Here is a 17,504-nt window from a genome sequence, read left to right as displayed (position 1 = left end):
GGTTGGGCACAGGCCGTTGTAGGAGCGGGTTTACCCGCGAAAGGGCCGGCCCTGCTGGCCAATCTCCACCCGTCGTTCACCGTTTCCATCGCCACCGTATTCGCGGGTAAACCCGCAGGTCTTGATCAGAGCAACGACAATGGGTAGTTGAAGATCAACCGGTTCTCATCGAACTCGTTATTGCTGTAATCCCGGCGAATCGACGCGTTACGCCATTTCACGCTCAAATCCTTGAACGCCCCGCTCTGAACCACATACGCAAGCTCCGTTTCACGCACCCACTCCTTGCCATCGCTCACGCCCCCGCTGTGCACATCGCGCCCGCTGATGTAGCGGTTCATCAGGGTCAATCCCGGTACCCCGACGGTGACGAAGTTGAAATCATGGCGCACCTGCCACGAACGCTCGTTGGCATTGTCGAAGCTGGAGTTGTAGCTGTCGTTGGCCAAGGTCCCGCCACTGGTGCCGTTCACCCGCATCCAGGTATCACCATCGACTTTCTGCAGCCCTACCCAGAAGGTGCTGCCGCCGTACTTGGCCGAGAACATCCCCGAGTAGGTCTTGTTGTCCAGCTGCCCGGCGCGCTCGGAGCCGTCCTCGTCGCCATGGAAGTAGCCCAGGTTCGCCCCCAGGGTCCAGTCACCCACCGGCTGGCTGTGGCTCAGTTGCAGGTATTGCTGCTGGTACACGTCCTTCAGCACCGCATTCCAAAGCCCCACCAGCGTGCGGTCCTGGTTGAACTTGTACTCGCCGCCGACGAAGTTGAAACGGTCCGACACGCCGCCGCCGTAGCTCATGTCTTCCATGCTCGCGTCGTTACGCGGGCTGTTGCCGCGGAACTGGCCGCCGTACAGGGTCAGCCCGGCGATTTCGTTGGAGGTCACCTGCCCGCCACGAAATGTTTGCGGCAACGAACGCCCGTCGTCCGAACGCAGAATCGGCAGCACCGGCATCCATTCACCGATCTTCAGTTCGGTCTTGGAAATACGTGCCTTGCCCGCCACCGCCAGGCGCCCGTAGTCGTCTGCCGGCTTGCCATCGTCATGGCGTGGCAGCAACGCCGTACCATAAGTGCCGCCACCACCGTCGAGCTTGACCGACCACATCCCCAGCACATCAACGCCAAAGCCGATGGGCCCTTCGGTGAACCCCGAGCGGGCATCGAGAATGAAGCTTTGCGTCCACTCCTCGGCCTTGCTTTGCGGGTTGCTGGGGTTGGTGAAGTTGCGGTTGATGTAGAAGTTGCGCAACCCGAGGGTGGCCTTGCTGTCTTCGACAAATCCCGCAGCCAGGCTGGTGCCCGGCAGGCCGGCGATAACCCCGGCGCCAAGCAGGGCGAAGGGCAGGGCGAAGGGCAGGGTGTGGCAGATTTTCATTATTGTTGTGCTCCCTAAGGGTGTGGCAGCCCGTCCACCGGGCACGCGCAAGCGGCCTGCGGCAGGGGCGGGTAGATAACGGGCCGGTCAGGGCCAGGGGTGAATGCGCGGTAACCGGGCGCTACGTACTGGCTGGTGTACGCGAGCTGGCCGGGGGAAGAGGGGTGTGCAACAGGCGTGGGTGCAGCGGGATGGGTGTCGACATGGGTTCGTCCACGAATTGTTGTTTTTGTTATGTGTTGTCGTACAACTGTGGGCGATTATTAGCAAGGGGGAGGTGGGCTGTCAACGGCTGATCGCAGAGCAAATAGGGTACTAGACGCCAAAAACTGAGCGGCAGAGGCTCTACCCTGAACGCGCTGCAGACATACTACAACTGCCTTGCACCATGCCACGCACGTACACGATCTACTGGTAGGAGCGGGCTTGCCCGCGAACACGGGTAAAGCCCGTGCCATCCACCCCATTGGTTGCCTCGCACCGCAAACCGGGGACAGGGTTACAAATCAAATCGTAACAGCGGTGGCCCCATCCCCGAGCCTGCGCTATCTTTAGATCTGGCCTCGCCCTTGACCACTTAGACTGGCATGTCCAGTCCCGGCATCCTTGCTGGTGCCGTACCCCTCCTGTCGGCAGGGGCGAGGCCTCTTCATTTGAAGGGAATGGCGCTGTGGTCACTTCCGGCAGACAAACTGCCATTGCAGAGTCCCCACGATCAGTGCAGTGTAATGACAATCGTCTTTACATGAGGGCTATGTCATGGCTTCTATCAATATCCGCGTCGACGATGATCTCAAAGCCCGCGCCTACAAAGAGCTCGATCGCCTCGGTGTCACCCCCTCCGAACTCATGCGCCAGGCTCTGCAATATGTAGCGGAGCGGGGCAAGCTACCCTTCCGGCCGGTCCTGATGACCGAGGAAGATGAAGACCTCATTGCTACCATACAAGAGGGGCTTGCTTCTCCGCAGCGCGTGAGGGTACAGCTGGGTGACCTATAGTCTCGACTTCGATGCCCGCGCATTGAAAGAGTGGAAGAAGCTGGTCGATACCGTGCGTCAGCAGTTCAAGAAGAAACTGGCAGAGGTCCTGCTGAAACCTCGAATCGAGGCAAACCGCCTTCACTCGCTGCCAGATTGCTAAAAAATAAAGCTTCGCAGCAGTGGGTACAGGCTGGTCTATCAGGTCATCGACCAAGAGATCGTGGTTTTTGTCGTCGCTGTCGATCGCCGTGAGCGGGACCAAGCTTACAAAAAGGCTGCTGAGCGACTTGAGTAGGCCTATAGGGTTTGGCAGCCTCAGGCCGAAATCTCAAGGTAAAACACCGCTTCAAAGCTAGAGCTGTGCTTCGGTGGGAGCGGGCTTGCCCGCGAAGAGGCCAGCACAGGCAATAAATGGCCCCCTGTTCACATGGGCCTTCGCAGGGGCGGTCTTTTATAGGATTAAGAAATCAATCTTCGTAACTGACGTCAGGACTCTTGGGGAAAATCATAAAAAAAGGCTGCCAATCGGCAGCCTTCTCGATGCTCAGCCCGGACGATCAGTCCCAGCTCAACGCACCACCCGTCTGATACTCAATCACACGCGTCTCAAAGAAGTTCTTCTCCTTCTTCAAGTCCATGATCTCGCTCATCCATGGGAACGGGTTGGTAGTCCCTGGATACTCTTCCTTCAGGCCGATCTGTGTCAGGCGACGGTTGGCAATGAACTTGAGGTAGTCCTCCATCATCGCCGCGTTCATGCCCAGCACGCCGCGTGGCATGGTGTCACGGGCGTATTCGATCTCCAGTTGGGTCCCTTGCAGGATCATCTGGGTCGCTTCTTCCTTCATCGCCGCATCCCACAGGTGCGGGTTTTCGATCTTGATCTGGTTGATCACGTCGATACCGAAGTTCAGGTGCATCGACTCGTCACGCAGGATGTACTGGAACTGCTCGGCCACGCCGGTCATCTTGTTGCGGCGGCCCATGGACAGGATCTGGGTGAAGCCGCAGTAGAAGAAGATGCCTTCCAGGACGCAGTAGTAGGCGATCAGGTTGCGCAGCAGCTCTTTGTCGGTTTCGACGGTGCCGGTGTTGAATTCCGGGTCGGAGATGGCGCGGGTGTACTTCAGGCCCCAGGCGGCTTTTTTAGCGACCGACGGGATCTCGTGGTACATGTTGAAGATCTCGCCTTCATCCATGCCCAGTGACTCGATGCAGTACTGGTAGGCGTGGGTGTGGATCGCCTCTTCGAAGGCCTGGCGCAGGATGTACTGGCGGCACTCCGGGTTGGTGATCAGGCGGTACACGGCCAGGGCCAGGTTGTTGGCAACCAGCGAGTCGGCGGTGGAGAAGAAGCCGAGGTTGCGCATGACGATGCGGCGCTCGTCTTCGGTCAGGCCGTCCTGGCTCTTCCACAGGGCGATGTCGGCGGTCATGTTGACCTCTTGCGGCATCCAGTGGTTGGCGCAGCCGTCCAGGTACTTCTGCCAGGCCCAGTCGTACTTGAACGGCACCAGCTGGTTGAGGTCGGCGCGGCAGTTGATCATGCGCTTTTCATCGACTGCAACGCGGGCCGAGGAGCCTTCCAGCTCGGCCAGGCCTTCGGCAACGTCGAGGGCGTCGAGGGCAGCCTTGGCACGTTTGACGGCTTCGGAGTCAGAAGCGGTGGCCGCACGGGCCTCCAGGGCGGCGGCACCACCGGCGCTGTCGAGCTTGTCGAGGGTGGCGGTGGCAGCGGCCTGCGCAGGGGTGTTGCCTTTGGCGGCTACTTCGCCGTCTTCTTTGTCGAATTCGTCCCAGCTCAGCATGGTTTGGCTCCTGCTTGAGGGTCGCCCAGAGGCAACCGGTTGGATTTTAAGAATGTGATGCCTGACGCAAGGCCGTAATGGCGAATGGGCAGCTCGAGAGGCTGACTCTCGTTTACATCTGAATGTGTTCTGGCTTGTACCTGGCCAGGCCTCTGGGAGGGGCCAGGACAATTGAATAGGTGCTCTTTTCAGAGGGCGCAAAGTATACCGGAAATCACCTTCGATCGGGGGGCGCGTGTTGCCGGCGAGGGTAACTTTTTCGACCGGTTTGGCATGCGTCGGTTCACGAAACAGGTGGCTTCTTCTACGGGGGGAGAGTGTAGCGCCAACCTATATGTTGTGCCAGTTTAAATTTTAAGGCACATCATATGGTGTTTTGATGAGGGCTGCGTTGTCGGAACCGGCCTCACCGCGGGCTTGCCGGCGATGAGGCCAGCTACCACTAGCTGCGGTGGGTGTGCAGCGTTTCGACAATGTGTGTCTTGGGGTGCTTGCGTGCCTGTTCGACCGAGGTGAAACGGCCGGTTTCGGCGTTGCGGCCAATCTTGCGAGTTGCCACTTTCTTCCGCGCCATGGGTGTGCGTCCTGTTTTGAGAGGTCCTGTTCTTTTACCGAGCTGCGTGAACAGTGGGCAAAGGGCAAGGTTTCTCCGAGGCGCGGATACAAAAATGCCGCGCGGGGCACCCGTAGGCACCCCGCACGGCATTCAGGCCTTACTGGCAGGCTTCGCAGTCAGGCTCGTCGATCGCGCAGGCCTTTGGCACTGGCGCAGGGCCGGCTGCCTGGACCGGGGCGCTGTCGCCACCGCTGGAAACGGCGTTGAGCTTGCCGGTGTTGATGGTCGACTTCTCGGTGCTGGTCGCGGCCAGGGCACGGAGGTAGTAGGTGGTTTTCAGGCCACGGTACCAGGCCATGCGGTAGGTCACGTCCAGCTTCTTGCCCGATGCACCGGCGATGTACAGGTTCAGCGACTGCGCTTGGTCGATCCACTTCTGGCGACGGGAAGCCGCATCGACAATCCACTTGGTCTCGACTTCGAACGCAGTGGCGTACAGGTCTTTCAGCTCTTGCGGGATACGCTCGATCTGCTGTACCGAACCGTCGTAGTACTTCAGGTCGTTGATCATGACCGAGTCCCACAGGTCGCGAGCCTTGAGGTCGCGAACCAGGTACGGGTTGATCACGGTGAATTCGCCCGACAGGTTCGACTTCACGTACAGGTTCTGGTAGGTAGGCTCGATCGACTGCGACACGCCGGTGATGTTGGCGATGGTCGCGGTTGGCGCGATGGCCATGATGTTCGAGTTACGAATACCTTTCTGTACGCGGGCACGTACCGGCGCCCAGTCCAGGGTTTCTTCCAGGTTGACGTCGATGTACTTCTGGCCACGGGCCTCGATCAGGATCTGTTGCGAATCCAGCGGCAGAATGCCCTTGGACCACAGCGAACCCTGGAAGGTCTCGTAGGCGCCGCGTTCATCGGCCAGGTCGCAGGAAGCCTGGATGGCGTAGTAGCTGACCGCTTCCATCGACTTATCGGCAAACTCGACGGCAGCATCGGAGCCGTAAGGAATGTGCTGCAGGTACAGCGCATCCTGGAAGCCCATGATGCCCAGGCCGACCGGACGGTGCTTGAAGTTCGAGTTACGCGCTTGCGGCACCGAGTAGTAGTTGATGTCGATCACGTTGTCGAGCATGCGCACGGCGGTGTTCACGGTGCGTTGCAGCTTGGCGGTGTCCAGCTTGCCGTCGACGATGTGGTTCGGCAGGTTGATCGAGCCCAGGTTGCAGACCGCGATCTCGTCCTTGTTGGTGTTCAGGGTGATTTCGGTGCACAGGTTCGAGCTGTGGACCACGCCCACGTGTTGCTGCGGCGAACGCAGGTTGCACGGGTCTTTGAAGGTCAGCCATGGGTGGCCGGTCTCGAACAGCATCGACAGCATCTTGCGCCACAGGTCTTTGGCCTGGACGGTCTTGAACACCTTGATCTTGTTGTACTCGGTCAGGGCTTCGTAGTACTCGTAGCGCTCTTCGAAGGCCTTGCCGGTCAGGTCGTGCAGGTCTGGCACTTCCGAAGGCGAGAACAGGGTCCACTTGCCGTCATCGAAGACACGCTTCATGAACAGGTCAGGAATCCAGTTGGCGGTGTTCATGTCGTGGGTACGACGGCGGTCATCACCGGTGTTCTTGCGCAGCTCGATGAACTCTTCGATGTCCAGGTGCCAGGTTTCCAGGTACGCACACACGGCGCCTTTGCGCTTGCCGCCCTGGTTGACCGCAACGGCGGTGTCGTTGACCACTTTCAGGAACGGTACGACGCCCTGGGATTTGCCGTTGGTGCCCTTGATGTACGAGCCCAGTGCGCGCACAGGGGTCCAGTCGTTGCCCAGGCCACCGGCGAATTTCGACAGCATGGCGTTGTCGTGGATCGCGTGGTAGATGCCCGACAGGTCGTCCGGCACGGTGGTCAGGTAGCAGCTGGACAGCTGCGGGCGCAGGGTGCCGGCGTTGAACAGGGTCGGGGTCGAGGCCATGTAGTCGAACGACGACAACAGGTTGTAGAACTCGATCGCACGGGCTTCCTTGTCTTTTTCTTCCAGCGCCAGGCCCATGGCCACGCGCATGAAGAACACCTGCGGCAGCTCGAAGCGCACGCCATCCTTGTGGATGAAGTAGCGGTCGTACAGGGTCTGCAGGCCCAGGTAGGTGAACTGCTGGTCGCGCTCGTGGTTGATCGCCTTGCCCAGTTTTTCCAGGTCGAAGTCGGCCATGGCCGGGTTCAGCAGCTCGAACTCGATGCCTTTGGCGACATAGGCCGGCAGGGCCTTGGCGTACAGGTCAGCCATCTCGTGGTGGGTGGCGCTGTCGGCTACATTCAGGAAGCCCAGGCCTTCGGCGCGCAGGGTATCCATCAGCAGGCGGGCGGTAACGAACGAGTAGTTCGGCTCGCGCTCCACCAGGGTACGGGCGGTCATCACCAGGGCGGTGTTGACGTCCTTGATGGCCACGCCGTCGTACAGGTTCTTCAGGGTTTCGCGCTGGATCAGGTCGCCATCGACTTCGGCCAGGCCTTCGCAGGCTTCGCTGATGATGGTGTTCAGGCGGGCCATGTCGAGCGGCGCCAGGCTGCCGTCAGCCAGGGTGATGCGGATGCTCGGGTGCGGTTCGACCACGGCGTCGGTGTTGGCGCGGGTGGCACGCTCCTTGGCGCGCTGGTCACGGTAGATCACGTAGTCGCGGGCGACTTTCTGCTCGCCGGCGCGCATCAGGGCCAGTTCGACCTGGTCCTGGATTTCTTCGATGTGGATGGTGCCACCCGATGGCATGCGACGCTTGAACGTGGCGGTAACCTGCTCGGTCAGGCGCGCGACGGTGTCGTGGATGCGCGACGAAGCGGCGGCGGTACCGCCTTCAACTGCGAGGAACGCCTTGGTGATGGCCACGGTGATCTTGTCGTCGGTGTAAGGGACGACAGTGCCGTTGCGCTTGATCACGCGCAGTTGGCCAGGGGCGGTGGCAGCCAGATCCTGGTTGGAATCGGCGGCCTGCGGCACCTTGGCCTGCGGGTTCTCGCGAGTTGTGTCGGTTTGCATGGGTGGGTGTCTCCACAATTTCTATATTGTTCAGGCGCCTTATGGGCGCCCACCGTTCCGTCCACTTGCTCGATGGCCCAGCGGGGATGCGCAAAGCATGCGCATCCGCCCGCACGGGCGTACCGACTTCGGGACAGACTCAGGAATAAGGGGCAATGGCTTGCCGCTCCCTGGCCGAAGTCAAAGGTTCTGGGCAGGGCCCAAAATCTGTTGCTGATGGATGCCAGGCCTGGCCTGCAACACCCATGCCCGAACAAGGCCCTGGAAGGGCTTGCCTCGGTCGCCTCCGCAGGAGCGGTTTGGCTGCTGAAATCACCTCAAGTTCCGCCCGGAAAATCGCTTGATCTTGCGGGTTGACTTTTGTGTGTGATTTTGCACGAAACCCTATATCTAGTGGTTCACTGCGATCGGGATACAAGATAATGCGGTATTGGGGGCTTTGCAAGGCGAGTGCCTGTGGATAACGTGTGCGTACTTTGTGAGTGAATGGTGGGTATTCGCTGTAGGCCTTGTGCCAAGTGGTTTGCAGTATTTTTCTGCAAGGTGACGCCCTTGGGCAGTTTTTTTCGGGCGCGAACCCTATCACAAAAAACGGTTCAGTCGAGGGGGCGGTGGGGGCATGTCTGAAGATCCTGGTTCCCCCGCGCGCGGTCGCCTGTAGGAGCGGGTTTACCCGCGAAAGGGCCGAGCCTGCTGGCCAATCTCCACCTGCCGTTCACCGTTGCCGCCGCCACCGTATTCGCGGGTAAACCCGCTCCTACACATTGATCGGTGGTGGGCACACATCGGGGGGTGGACCCAGGCCGTTGTAGCGAGCGTCGCTCGCGATGCGCCGCGCGGGTGGCGCTCGATCTCGCAGGCCCCACCCATCTACAGTCATACTCTCAGCTGCCCTGACACGATCCCAAGAACAAACAAGGCCAAAGTCATGGACCAAACCCTACCCCGCATCCTCATTGTCGAAGACGACCAGCGCCTGGCCGAGCTGACCGCCGAGTACCTGCAGGCCAACGGCTTCGAGGTCAGCGTGGAGGGTGATGGTGCCCGCGCCGCCCGGCGCATCATCGACAGCCAGCCCGACCTGGTCATCCTCGACCTGATGCTGCCCGGCGAGGACGGCCTGAGCATCTGCCGCCGGGTGCGCAGCCAGTATCAGGGGCCGATCCTCATGCTCACCGCGCGCAGCGATGAACTCGACCAGGTTCAGGGCCTGGACCTGGGCGCCGACGACTACGTCTGCAAACCCGTACGCCCACGCCTGCTGCTGGCACGTATCCAGGCCCTGTTGCGCCGCAGCGAAACCGTGGACAGCAAGCGCCAGGACCTGGCCTTCGGTGCGCTGCGTATCGACAACCGCCTGCGCGAGGCGCACCTGGGCGAGCAGTTGATCGAGCTGACCGGCGCCGAATTCGACCTGCTCTGGCTGTTGGCCAGCAACGCTGGCCGGGTGCTGTCCCGTGAACAGATCTTCACCGCACTGCGTGGCGTGGGCTACGACGGCCAGGACCGCTCCATCGACATCCGCATCTCGAAAATCCGCCCCAAGATCGGCGATGACCCGCTTCAGCCGCGGTTGATCAAGACCCTGCGCAGTAAAGGCTACCTGTTCGTCGGCGAGGCGCCATGAACAATTCGATCTTTCTGCGCATCTACGGCGGCATGCTGGCCGTGCTGGTGCTGGTGGCCCTGCTTGGCGTGCTCAGCCTGCACCTGGTCAATGAAGTGCGCGCTGCCCAGCACCGCGAGGGTCTGGCCCAAGGCACCTTCAGCCTGATGGCCGACAACCTGGCAGTGCAGAATGAAACCCAACGCAAGCGTTCGCTGCTGATCTGGGAGCGCCTGCTTGGCGTGCCGTTGGCGCTGCAGCCGATGAGCGCACGCAGCCTTGACGGCGGCCAGCGGGCGCGCCTGTACCGTGGCCTGGTGGTGGTCGAGAGGATTGGCCCGCATGCGGCGCAAGTGCTGCGCAAGGTGGGCCAGGAAGACCTGATGCTGGTCGCGCAGATCAAACAGATCAGCGAGCAGCTGGCGCGGGCCACCCTCTATTTACTGGCCGACGAGCTGGTGCGCTACCCGGTAACCGAACAGCAGCAGCGCCTGGCACAGATCAAGCAGGAAAAAGGCTTCGGCTTTGGCGTCGCCTTGCAACGTATTGAACGGGTCGGCCTGGACGATGACCAGCGGCGCCGGGTGGAGGAGGGTGACACGGTGATGGCGCTGGGCAAGGATGGTGACTCGATCCGTGTGTTCGCCGGGCTGACAGGCTCGCCATGGGTACTGGAAATCGGCCCGCTGTACCAGCTCAACCCTTATCCGCCGCAGTTGCTGATCCTGATTGCCTTCCTGGGGCTGTGCCTGATCGGCCTGGTGGTCTACCTGCTGGTGCGTCAGCTGGAACGTCGTGTGTCGGGCCTGGAGATTGCTGCCACGCGCATCGCCCAGGGCAGTCTGGACACCCGTGTACCGGCCGGCGACGCCGACTCGGTAGGGCGCCTGGCTGCTGCCTTCAATGGCATGGCCGAGCACCTGCAGCGTTCGCTGACCATGCAGCGCGAGCTGGTGCGAGCGGTGTCCCACGAGCTGCGCACGCCGGTGGCGCGCCTGCGCTTTGGCCTGGAGATGATCGAAAGCGCCACGAATGAACAGATGCGTGCAAAGCACCTGGCGGGCATGGACGGGGATATCCAGGACCTCGACAAGCTGGTCGACGAGATGCTGACCTACGCCCGCCTGGAGCAGGGCGCACCGGCCTTGAAGTTTCAGCGGGTCGATCTGGATGCCTTGCTCGATCGAGTGATCGAAGAGCTGGCACCTTTACGTGCCGAGGTGCGGGTGGTGCGCGGCGACTGCCAGGGCGCGGATACCGAAGGCGCCTGGGTCGAGGCCGAGCCGCGCTACTTGCACCGGGCCCTGCAGAACCTTGTCGGCAATGCCATGCGCTATGCCGAGTCCGAGGTACGCCTTAGCTTTCAGTTGGGGCAGCAACGCTGCCGCATCGATGTGGAAGATGACGGACCCGGGATACCCGAGGGTGTCTGGGACCGCATTTTCACACCGTTCACCCGCCTCGATGACAGCCGTACCCGTGCTTCGGGCGGGCATGGCCTGGGTTTGTCGATCGTACGGCGGATCATCTACTGGCACGCGGGTCGGGCTACGGTGGGGCGCAGTGCCGCGTTGGGTGGAGCCTGCTTCAGCCTGACCTGGCCGCGGCAGCAGGCACCGCTGTAAAGGTCAGGCGCTGACTAGACTCAGCAGGTGGCCGTCCTGCAGGCAGAACTGGCCTTGCAGCTCTGCGCCTTGCTGCCACTGCGGTGACAGGTCGGTGAGCAGGCGCAAGCGCGCCAGCCCTTCCGCGGACCAGTCGAGTACTTCTGCGTGTTCGAAGTAGAAGCGTTGGCGAGTCAGTGGGTACAGGGTCTTGAACAAGCTTTCCTTCAGCGAGAACGTCAGGGTGACCGTAAGCCCAAGCTGGCGGCGGTCCAGGCGCTCCAGTTCTGCCGGGGTGAGGATTTCGCCCATCAGCCGCTCGGCGCGCTCGTCATCCAGCAGGGTTTCCTGATCCAGCCCCAGGCCTTGGCAACTGCCCTCGGCGGCGACCACGGCGGCGGCCCAGCCCTTGCCGTGTGTGATCGAGCCATGAATACCGGCGGGCCAGATGGGCGAGCGGTCTTCGTGGGTGCCGGGCACGTAGTCGCGGCCGTCCAGGTGCTGCAGCGCGGCACGGGCACATACGCGACCGGCCAGGTACTCGGCCTGGCGCTTGGCGACCGAGCGCTGCAGGCTGGCGCTGGGCACGATACCGGCGCGCTGGAAGTCGTCGGCGGCCAAGTGGGCAGGGTCGAAGGCGCAACTGACGAGCACCGCGCCGGGCAATGGGTGGGGCAGGGGCCAGTGGTGCTGGAGCGGGGCGCAGCAGGCGGGAAGTGTGTTCATGGCGGCTATTGTGCCAGCTGTGCAGGCGCTAAGGGAGGTGGCGTGGCAGGATGACTTACCGCAGCCATGAAAACATGGCGCAGATCACAGCGTGATCCTTGTGGGAGCGGGTTTACCCACGAAGAATACACCGCGGTGGATGGCACGGGCTTCGCCCGTGTTCGCGGGCAAGCCCGCTCCCACACAGATCGCGCCAGCTTTTAGAAATTGAGCAAGACAGTTGCTGCTACAACGATTGCACAATCTTTTATTTGAACACCTTCTTGAAGAACGCCTGCATATCCGCCCAGGAACGCTCGTCCGCTGCCTTGTTATAGCCAATGTCCGGCCCCCCATGCTCACCATGGCTCAGCCGATCAGCATCGGGGTTGGTGAAGCCGTGCTTGGCCCCTTCAATGTTGACGAACTGGTAGTTGACCTTGGCCGCATCCATTTCCGCCTTGAACGCGTCCACCTGCTGTTGGGTGACCATGCTGTCCGCAGCGCCATGTTCAACCAGGATGTCCGCGCGCACTACGCCAGGCTTGGCCGGCGTTTTGGTGGACAACGCGCCATGGAAACTCACCACGCCGTCCAGTTTCTCTCCACGACGTGCGGCATCGAGCACCACCTTACCGCCAAAACAGTAGCCGACAGCGCCCAGTTGATGCTTGTTCACATTCGGCTGCTTTTTCAACAGGTCCAGGCCCGCGTCGAAGCGCGCTGCGGCTGCGGCCGGGTCCTTCATCGCTTCGGCCATGAATGCCTGGGCATCCTGCGGGTGCTCGGTGTGCTTGCCATCGCCATACATGTCGATGGCCAGCGCTTTGTAGCCCAGGGCGGCAAGATCTCTCGCGCGGCGCTTGGCATAGTCGTTCAGGCCCCACCATTCATGCACCACAACGATGCCTGGGCGTTTGCCGTCCAGCGCATCATCGTAGGCGTAGTAGCCGACGAGGCGGTTGCCATCGTCGTCCTGATAAGGAATCTCACGGGTCACTACCGCCGCTTGGGCGAGGGCGGCGCTGCACATCAGGGTCAGGGCCAGCAGGGCTCGCATGTTCACTACTCCTTGTTTTGCTGTCGGTTCGTTCAGCCGGGGTTCAGCCAGGGTTCAGTCGCGGTTCAGGGTGCCCTGATTACTCTAGCTTCCAGACCGAAACAGCGCACCCAACTGGAGTATCCAGCCATGAAAACCTTCAATACCCTGCTTGCCGCCATGGCCGTCTGTGCCGCTGGCATCACCACCGCCCAGGCCGCGGACGACAACTTCGCCAGCCTCACCTACGGCCAGACCAGCGACAAAGTCCGCAAGTCCGGCCTGCTGCAACGCAACACCGACCACCTCAATGCCGACGGTATTATCGGCAAGGACGATACCTGGGGTGTGCGTCTGGGCAAGATCAACGACCAGGGCCGCTACTACATGACCTATGACAATGTCTCGGGCGACCACAGCGGCCTGAAGTTGCGCCAGGAAAACCTGCTGGGCAGCTACGATTTGTTCCTGCCGGTGGGCGATACCACCAAGCTGTTCGGTGGGGGCAGCCTGGGTGTGACCAAGCTCACCCAGGACTCGCCCGGTGCCAGCCGGGATACTGACTACGGTTATGCCTACGGTCTGCAGGCCGGTGTGATCCAGGACATCACCGACAAGGCCTCGGTCGAACTGGGCTACCGTTACCTGCGCACCAATGCCGCGACCGAGGTGGGCGCACATGGCGGGCCGAAGGACGGCACCCTGCGTCTGACCAGCAGCGCCCAGACCTACCTGGCTGCTTCATACAAGTTCTGACGGACGAGCCGCGTTATCCTGTACTGGCCTCTTCGCGGGCGCGCCCGCTCCCACAGGTGCTGCGCAAACCTCAGAAACCGTGCAGTGCCTTTGGCATCACAGGTACTGCGCAAACCTCAGAAACCGTGCAGTGCCTTTGGCTTCACAGGTACTGCACAAGTTTCAGAAACTGTGCGATTGCTGTGGGAGCGGGCGTGCCCGCGAAAGGGCCGGTACAGGCAATACATATAAGGAGCTGCACATGAAACTGCTGGTGGTCGAGGACGAAGCCCTGCTTCGCCATCACCTCTACACCCGCCTGGGCGAAAGCGGCCATGTGGTCGAGGCGGTCGCTGACGCCGAAGAAGCGCTGTACCAGGCCGAGCAGTACCACTTCGACCTAGCCATCATCGACCTGGGCCTGCCCGGTATCAGCGGCCTGGAGCTGATCACGCGCCTGCGCAGCCAGGACAAGACCTTCCCCATTCTCATCCTCACGGCCCGTGGCAACTGGCAAGACAAGGTCGAGGGCCTGGCCGCCGGTGCCGACGACTACCTGGTCAAGCCGTTTCAGTTCGAGGAGCTTGAAGCACGGCTCAATGCCCTGTTGCGCCGCTCCAGTGGTTTCACCCAGTCGACCATCGCCGCTGGCCCCTTGGTGCTTGACCTCAACCGCAAGCAGGCCACCCTGGACGAACAAGCCTTGGCCCTGACTGCCTACGAATACCGCATCCTCGAATACCTCATGCGCCATCACCAGCAGGTGGTGGCCAAGGATCGCCTGATGGAGCAGTTGTACCCTGGTGACGAAGAGCGCGACCCCAATGTCATCGAAGTGCTGGTTGGCCGCCTGCGCCGCAAGCTTGAAGGCGAGCACGGTTTCAAGCCCATCGACACGGTGCGCGGCCTGGGCTACCTGTTCACTGAGCGCTGCCGATGATCCGTTCGCTGCGGGTGCGCCTGATGCTGGCCGCCGCAGTGCTGGCGCTGCTGTTCATGCTGGCGCTGCTGCCGGCTTTGCAGAAGGCCTTCAGCCTGGCTCTGCAGGAATCGATCGAGCAGCGTCTGGCCTCTGATGTGACCACGCTGATTTCCGCTGCGCGTATCGAGCATGGCCAGTTGCAGATGCCGACACTGCTGCCGGACGAGCGCTACAACCTGCCCTACACAGGCCTGCTCGGCTATATCTTTGACCGCGACGGCAAACTGGTCTGGCAGTCGCGTGCCACCGCAGAGCGGCACATCAACTACCGGCCGCGCTATGACGGGCGCGGCAACGAGTTTGCCCGCATTCACCAGTCCGATGGCGAAGAGTTCTTCGTGTACGACGTCGAGATTAAACTGCTGGGCGGGCAGAGCGCCGCCTACAGCATTGTCGCCCTGCAGCCCGTGAGCGAGTACAAGGCCACCCTCAATGGCCTGCGCGAAAAACTCTACCTGGGGTTCGGCGCTGCATTGCTGGCGCTCATGGTGTTGTTGTGGGCAGGCCTGACCTGGGGGCTGCGCTCGTTGCGACGCCTCAGCCACGAACTGGATGAAGTGGAATCAGGTGCGCGTGACGGCCTGAGCGGCGAGCACCCACGCGAGTTGCTGCGCCTGACCCGCTCGCTCAACCGTCTGTTGCGCAGTGAGCGTGAGCAGCGCACGCGCTACCGTGATTCGCTGGACGACCTGGCACACAGCCTGAAGACGCCGCTGGCGGTGTTGCAGGGTGTGGGTGAAAGCTTGCAGCAACGCAGCGGCGAGCGCGAACAGGCGCGGGTGCTGCAAAGCCAGATCGAGCGCATGAGCCAGCAGATCGACTATCAACTGCAACGCGCCAGCCTGCGCAAGAGTGGCCTGGTGCGCCACAGCGTACTGCTGCGGCCGTTGCTCGACAGCCTGTGCAGCACCTTGGCCAAGGTGTACCGGGACAAACGTGTGAACGTGGTGCTGGAGTTGCCGGATGCGGCGCAGGTACCGATGGAGCAGGGCGCGTTGCTGGAAATGCTCGGCAACCTGCTGGAGAACGCCTACCGGCTGAGCCTGGGCCAAGTGCGGGTGAGCCTGATGAAGGCGCCGGGGTATCTGACCTTGTGCATCGAGGACGATGGGCCGGGGGTGCCCGCCGACCAGCGCGAGCGCATTCTAGAGCGCGGGGAGCGGCTGGACAGCCAGCACCCGGGGCAGGGCATAGGCTTGGCGGTGGTCAAGGATATCGTTGACAGCTATGACGCCGAGCTGAGCCTTGGCGATTCTCCGCTGGGGGGCGCCGCGTTCAGAATCACCTTCAACCTGGATTGACTCGCAGCCTGTGCCGGCCCATCCGCAGGTAAATCCGCGAATGGGCCGGCACAGGCAATCCATAATGGGCGGATTTCCGCCATTCCTCCCTGTACAAATTCCGCCACCGGGCGGAAATCCGCCAATCCGTCCCGGGAATATCGCCCTGTCGTTGGGCATTTATCCCTAGCAAATACGGGCTTTGCACCCTTCATGGGCATTTTGGCACCACCCTTGCTATTGATCCTCGCAGAGGCCTGCCCAGGCAGCTCGAACACAACGACAAATCCCTCCAAGTGCAGGAGGGTTAGCGATTCAGGTGCCCCATTACCCTGGAAAGGGTGAACCGGCACACTTGAGGAAAATTAGCCATGACGACACGTCAGCCGCTGTACAAATCCCTGTATGTTCAGGTGTTGGTCGCCATCACCATCGGCATCCTGCTCGGCCACTACTACCCGGAAACGGGCGTTGCCCTCAAACCCTTGGGTGACGGCTTCGTCAAACTGATCAAGATGGTCATCGCCCCGATCATCTTCTGTACCGTGGTCAGCGGCATTGCCGGCATGCAGAGCATGAAGTCGGTCGGCAAAACCGGCGGCTACGCGTTGCTGTACTTTGAAATCGTCTCCACCATCGCGCTGATCATTGGCCTCGTCGTCGTCAACGTGGTCAAGCCAGGCGCTGGCATGCACATCGACGTCAGCACCCTGAACGCCAGTAGCGTGGCTGCCTACGCCGCCGCCGGCTCGCAGCAGACCACCGTCGGTTTCCTGCTTAACGTCATCCCCAATACGGTCGTCGGCGCCTTCGCCAACGGCGACATCCTGCAAGTGCTGATGTTCTCGGTGCTGTTCGGTTTCGCCCTGCACCGCCTGGGCAGCTACGGCAAGCCGGTGCTGGACCTGATCGACCGCTTCGCCCATGTCATGTTCAACATCATCAACATGATCATGAAGCTGGCCCCGGTCGGCGCGTTTGGCGCCATGGCATTCACCATCGGCCAGTACGGTGTTGGCTCGCTGGTGCAACTGGGCTACCTGATGGCCTGCTTCTACATCACCTGCCTGCTGTTCGTACTGGTGGTGCTGGGCGGTATCTGCCGTGCCCACGGCTTCAGCGTGCTCAAGCTGATCCGCTACATCCGTGAAGAACTGCTGATCGTGCTGGGTACTTCGTCCTCGGAGTCGGCCCTGCCGCGCATGCTGGCCAAGATGGAGCGCCTGGGTGCCAAGAAATCGGTAGTCGGCCTGGTTATCCCTACCGGCTACTCGTTCAACCTGGACGGTACCTCGATCTACCTGACCATGGCTGCGGTGTTCATCGCTCAGGCCACTGACACCACCATGGACATCACTCACCAGATCACCCTGCTGCTGGTACTGCTGGTGGCTTCCAAGGGTGCTGCCGGCGTTACCGGTTCGGGCTTCATCGTGCTGGCCGCGACCCTGTCGGCTGTTGGCCACCTGCCGGTTGCCGGCCTGGCGCTGATCCTCGGCATCGACCGCTTCATGTCCGAAGCCCGCGCCCTGACCAACCTGGTGGGCAACGCCGTTGCCACCGTGGTGGTGGCCAAGTGGGTCAAGGAAATGGACGACGACAAGCTGGCTTCGGAATTGGCCTCCGGTGGTGCGCCGTTGATCGATACCCGCCCGACCGACGACCTGGGCGTGGCTGAAGGCCCGGCTCGTTGATAGCTAGTTGAAATGAGAAAGGCGACCCAAGGTCGCCTTTTTCGTGTCTGCGCGGTCCCTTGTGGGAGCAACTGTCTTGCTCAATTTCTAAAAGCTGGCGC

General features: G+C 61.6%; 13 protein-coding genes and 1 pseudogene. 8 read left to right on the top strand and 6 right to left on the bottom strand.

Annotated elements, in window-relative coordinates:
- Positions 1 to 125: 125 nt before the first annotated feature.
- Positions 126 to 1,376 carry an OprD family porin gene (locus ACF8GF_RS16075; RefSeq protein WP_392488186.1) on the bottom strand — a complete coding sequence of 417 codons (1,251 nt, stop codon included), beginning with the start codon at positions 1,374 to 1,376 and terminating at the stop codon, positions 126 to 128.
- Between the two features lie 759 nt (positions 1,377 to 2,135).
- Between ACF8GF_RS16075 and ACF8GF_RS16070 the strand changes: the two genes are divergently transcribed.
- Together ACF8GF_RS16070 and ACF8GF_RS16065 are read left to right on the top strand one after the other, a co-directional pair.
- Positions 2,136 to 2,375, top strand: coding sequence for a type II toxin-antitoxin system RelB/DinJ family antitoxin (locus ACF8GF_RS16070; RefSeq protein ID WP_392488185.1), 240 nt, complete (start codon positions 2,136 to 2,138; stop codon positions 2,373 to 2,375).
- Positions 2,365 to 2,652, top strand: a pseudogene (locus ACF8GF_RS16065) (type II toxin-antitoxin system RelE/ParE family toxin). Before ACF8GF_RS16070 ends, ACF8GF_RS16065 begins: the two are co-directional and overlap by 11 nt.
- A 262-nt stretch (positions 2,653 to 2,914) precedes the next feature.
- Here the strand turns inward: ACF8GF_RS16065 and ACF8GF_RS16060 are convergent.
- The 3 genes from ACF8GF_RS16060 to ACF8GF_RS16050 form a co-directional block, all read right to left on the bottom strand.
- Positions 2,915 to 4,165 (bottom strand): ribonucleotide-diphosphate reductase subunit beta, encoded by a 1,251-nt coding sequence (locus tag ACF8GF_RS16060; RefSeq protein WP_060498595.1) that lies wholly within the window; start codon positions 4,163 to 4,165, stop codon positions 2,915 to 2,917.
- Positions 4,166 to 4,607: 442 nt separating this feature from the next.
- Positions 4,608 to 4,739 carry a hypothetical protein gene (locus ACF8GF_RS16055; protein ID WP_256122383.1) on the bottom strand — a complete coding sequence of 44 codons (132 nt, stop codon included), beginning with the start codon at positions 4,737 to 4,739 and terminating at the stop codon, positions 4,608 to 4,610.
- A 139-nt stretch (positions 4,740 to 4,878) separates the two neighbouring features.
- The gene (locus ACF8GF_RS16050; protein ID WP_176685118.1) at positions 4,879 to 7,758 is read right to left on the bottom strand and encodes a ribonucleoside-diphosphate reductase subunit alpha; all 2,880 of its coding nucleotides are present in this window, start codon (positions 7,756 to 7,758) and stop codon (positions 4,879 to 4,881) included.
- A gap of 928 nt (positions 7,759 to 8,686) precedes the next feature.
- On the opposite strand from ACF8GF_RS16050, the gene ACF8GF_RS16045 reads away from it, so the two are divergent.
- Together ACF8GF_RS16045 and ACF8GF_RS16040 are read left to right on the top strand one after the other, a co-directional pair.
- Complete coding sequence (locus ACF8GF_RS16045; protein ID WP_176685117.1) at positions 8,687 to 9,385, top strand: response regulator transcription factor; 699 nt, start codon at positions 8,687 to 8,689, stop codon at positions 9,383 to 9,385.
- Positions 9,382 to 10,989 (top strand): ATP-binding protein, encoded by a 1,608-nt coding sequence (locus tag ACF8GF_RS16040; RefSeq protein WP_176685116.1) that lies wholly within the window; start codon positions 9,382 to 9,384, stop codon positions 10,987 to 10,989. Before ACF8GF_RS16045 ends, ACF8GF_RS16040 begins: the two co-directional genes overlap by 4 nt.
- 3 nt (positions 10,990 to 10,992) lie before the next feature.
- Here the strand turns inward: ACF8GF_RS16040 and ACF8GF_RS16035 are convergent, their stop codons facing one another.
- A complete protein-coding gene (locus ACF8GF_RS16035; protein ID WP_392488184.1) occupies positions 10,993 to 11,694 on the bottom strand; it encodes a 4'-phosphopantetheinyl transferase in 702 nt (233 codons plus the stop codon).
- 247 nt (positions 11,695 to 11,941) lie between these two features.
- Positions 11,942 to 12,733: a dienelactone hydrolase family protein gene (locus tag ACF8GF_RS16030; RefSeq protein WP_021783309.1), complete on the bottom strand. Its 792-nt coding sequence runs from the start codon at positions 12,731 to 12,733 to the stop codon at positions 11,942 to 11,944.
- 129 nt (positions 12,734 to 12,862) lie between these two features.
- Here ACF8GF_RS16030 and ACF8GF_RS16025 point away from each other — a divergent pair, with 129 nt between their 5' ends.
- The 4 genes from ACF8GF_RS16025 to ACF8GF_RS16010 all read left to right on the top strand — a co-directional run bounded on the left by ACF8GF_RS16025 (position 12,863) and on the right by ACF8GF_RS16010 (position 17,403).
- A complete protein-coding gene (locus ACF8GF_RS16025; RefSeq protein ID WP_010952338.1) occupies positions 12,863 to 13,468 on the top strand; it encodes an outer membrane beta-barrel protein in 606 nt (201 codons plus the stop codon).
- Positions 13,469 to 13,709: 241 nt separating this feature from the next.
- Entirely contained in the window at positions 13,710 to 14,387 is a 678-nt protein-coding gene (locus tag ACF8GF_RS16020; RefSeq protein WP_176685113.1) for a response regulator, read from the top strand.
- A complete protein-coding gene (locus ACF8GF_RS16015) occupies positions 14,384 to 15,730 on the top strand; it encodes an ATP-binding protein (RefSeq protein WP_176685112.1) in 1,347 nt (448 codons plus the stop codon). Before ACF8GF_RS16020 ends, ACF8GF_RS16015 begins: the two co-directional genes overlap by 4 nt.
- Positions 15,731 to 16,080: 350 nt before the next feature.
- On the top strand, positions 16,081 to 17,403 hold the full coding sequence (locus tag ACF8GF_RS16010) for a dicarboxylate/amino acid:cation symporter (RefSeq protein ID WP_021783312.1): 1,323 nt from the start codon (positions 16,081 to 16,083) through the stop codon (positions 17,401 to 17,403).
- The last annotated feature ends 101 nt before the right edge of the window (positions 17,404 to 17,504 follow it).

This window comes from Pseudomonas sp. yb_5 (assembly GCF_043103865.1).
GTDB classification, from domain to species: domain Bacteria; phylum Pseudomonadota; class Gammaproteobacteria; order Pseudomonadales; family Pseudomonadaceae; genus Aquipseudomonas; species Aquipseudomonas putida_Y.
This window is presented reverse-complemented; position numbering and strand designations above follow the sequence as displayed.